We start from the raw sequence: 3057 nt of genomic DNA on the forward strand, positions 1-3057 counted from the left end.
GCCCCGACGGTGTGCCGGGCGGCGCCGCGCTCGGCGTGCCGCACGTGCAGGACGCCGCCCTCGGTGACCGCGAGCAGCGCGACGTGCCCGGCCTCGGCGGGCATGAGCGTGGAGGCGGCGGTCTGGACGGCGTCCGCGACCTCCTCGACGGTGACGGCCGCGGTGAGCGACGCGCCGGCCACGCGCAGTGCGCGCTCGCGGGAGACGGCCTGGCGGCGGGCCACCACGACGACCGCGAGGCGGGCGAGGACGAGGAGGTAGAGGAGGGCGGAGAAGGCGCCGATCACGCCCGCGTTGCTGGTGTTGCCGTTCAGCGACTCGATGATCAGGATCGCCGGGGCGATCAGCGAGGCGAGCGTCAGCAGGACGAGCCGGCCGCGGCCGAGGTCGGGCTGCTGGGTGGGCACCGGCCGGGTCAGCTCGACCATGGACGGGTGCAGCGCGGCGGCGCCCCACGCCGTGTAGAAGGCGGCCCAGCCGAGCTCGACCGGACCACCGATGCGCCAGGTGCCGTGCAGCTGGATCAGCCCGTACAGGACGTCCGAGGTCAGGATGCCGAGGGTGCCGACGGTGAGCAGCTGCAGCGAGCGGCTGTTGCCGCCGCGCGGGGTCAGCAGGCGCAGCAGCAGGGCGAGCACGACGACGTCGCCGAGGGGGTAGGCGATGGAGACGGCCTTAGGGAACCAGCCGAGGTCGGGGTTCCGCGCGTACGGGAGGATCAGGTAGATCCAGGAGAGCAGGGCGAGGCCCATGGTGAGGATGAGCGCGTCGAGCAGGCCCGCGCGGTCCTGATGGGCCGTCCGCCAGCGGATGAAGCCGAGCACGCCGGCCGCGTACAGCACGAACTCGGCGAGGTAGAAGCCGTCGGCGACGGACGGGAACGGGTTGTTCAGGTGCAGGAGCTGCAGCTGGACGGCCTGGACGACCTCGCCCGCGGTGAAGCTGAGGTTCGCGAGCGCGAGCAGGTACCACGGCGACGCGTGGGACGGGCGGTTGAGGCGGATGCCGATCACGATGCCGGCCACGCCGCCCAGTCCGATGCCCGTCCACCAGATGATCCGCTGTGAGGGGTCGGAGTAGTAGGCCGCGATGAACGCGACCATCCACAGCAGGTAACAGGCCATCAGGCGTTGTCGCCGGCGTGTCAACGAGGCTACCTCCTCCGCGACTTCACCCCGCCGGTCGGGCGGGTGCGCGTGGCGAGGGCGCGCGGCGTCGGGCCGTCGGGACGTCGGGCGTCCCGACATTGGAGTCCGCAGCCGTCCGGCCGCCGGTGCTCCGGTGCCGTCCGGTCCTCGGACGTCCGGCCGGATTGCCACCGGACGTTCCCAATGTGCCGTGAGTGCGTATAGTCGGAAATGTCGCACCTCCCAGCATTCTGCCGCCACACCACGAGGTCAAGCCGGTGGACGACGCAGTCGACAGCGCACAGGGCGCACCGAAGGAAGCGGACCCCGGTCGTCACGCCGTGGTCCGTAATGACAACGGTCAGTATGCGATCTGGCCCGGCGACTTGACGGTTCCCGGCGGCTGGCGGCGCGTCCACGGCCCGGCGGGACGGGCGGAGTGCCGCGCGTACGTCGAGCGGGAATGGCGGCCGGACGAACTGGGGTTCGCGTCCTCCGAGCGGCCGGGAGGCCGTGACACCGCGGCCAGGGCGCCCGCCGGCTTCGCGGACACCGTGCACGGGCTGTTCCGGGCGCGGGCCGCGCACGACCCGGACGCGGTCGCGGTGATCGCCGACGGCGCCACGCTGAGTTACCGCGAACTGGACCTGCGCAGCGACCGGTTGGCCGGAGCGCTGCAGGCCAGGGGCGTCGGGGCCGAGCAGGTCGTGCCGGTCTGCCTGCCGCGCGACGCGGACCTCGTCGTCGCGTGGCTCGCGGTGCTCAAGGCGGGCGCGGCCTTCCTGCCGCTCGACCCGGCCAACCCGCGCCGGCGCCTCGCCCGGTTCGTCGAGGACTGCGGGGCGCGGGTGGCGCTCGGCGCCCTCCCGGGCGTGGACGTCGTCCCGGTGGACGGGCCGGCGCCCGAGACGCGGCCGTCCGACGCCGCCGCCCCCGACGACCTCGCCTACCTGATCTACACCTCCGGCACCACCGGCACCCCCAAGGGCGTCCCGGTCACGCACCGTTCGCTCGTCTTCACGCTCGACCGCGTCATCCACGCCTACGGCCTCACCCCCGGCGACCGCGTCGTGCAGCTCGCCGCGCTCGGCTTCGACACCGCGCTGGAACAGGTGCTCGCCGCCCTGCTCGCCGGCGCCACCCTCATCCTCGGCGGCACCCGCACCTGGGCGCCCTACGAACTCGTCGACCGCCTGCGCGGACTCGGCCTCGCCGTCGCCGACCTCACCCCCGCCTACTGGCACCACGTGCTCGCGCTGCTCCCCGCCGGCGGGCCGGGGCCGGACGGACTGCGGCTGATCGTCGTCGGCGGGGACGTCGTGCACGCCGACGACTGCCGCACCTGCCTGGACCGGCTGCCCGGCGTCCGGCTGGTCAACGCGTACGGCGTCACCGAGGCGGCCGTCACCTCGACCCTGTGCGAGGTGACGCCCGCCGTGCTGGACGGCGGCGCGGCCGGGGCGGCGGCGCCGGTGCCGATCGGCCGGCCGCTGCCCGGCGTGCGGGTGCACGTGCTCGACGCCCGGATGAGCCCCGTGCGGCCCGGCGAGAAGGGCGAGATCCACCTCGGCGGGCCCGGCCTCGCCCGCGGCTACTGGCGGGCCCCCGGCCTCACTGCCGAATCGTTCCTGCCCGATCCGTACGCGTCGGTGCCCGGAGAGCGGATGTACCGCACCGGCGACGCCGGACGCTGGCGGGCCGACGGGCAGCTGGAGATCCTCGGCCGCTTCGACGACCAGGTCAAGGTGCGCGGCCTGCGCATCGAACCGGGCGAGATCGAGGCCGAGCTCACGGACCACCCGGGCATCACCCAGGCCGCCGTCGTGGTCCGCGAGAACCGTGGCGCGGCCCAGCTGGTCGGCTACGTCGTGCCCACCGCCGTCACGGCCGACGGGGGCGGGGACATCGACCTGGCGGCCGGTGTCTCGGT

The 3057-nt window shown here is 74.5% G+C and carries 1 protein-coding gene and 1 pseudogene; one reads left to right on the top strand and one right to left on the bottom strand.

What is annotated here, in order from left to right; all coding sequences use genetic code 11:
- Nucleotides 1–1148 (bottom strand): annotated as a pseudogene (locus AB0O00_RS33880) (aminotransferase class I/II); the annotation flags it as partial.
- A 320-nt stretch (nt 1149–1468) separates the two neighbouring features.
- On the opposite strand from AB0O00_RS33880, the gene AB0O00_RS33885 reads away from it, so the two are divergent.
- Nucleotides 1469–3057 (top strand): amino acid adenylation domain-containing protein (locus AB0O00_RS33885; protein WP_363658392.1); only part of this gene is annotated, 1589 nt, incomplete at its 3' end.

It is taken from the genome of Kitasatospora sp. NPDC093558, assembly GCF_040683475.1.
Classification (GTDB): Bacteria; Actinomycetota; Actinomycetes; order Streptomycetales; family Streptomycetaceae; genus Kitasatospora.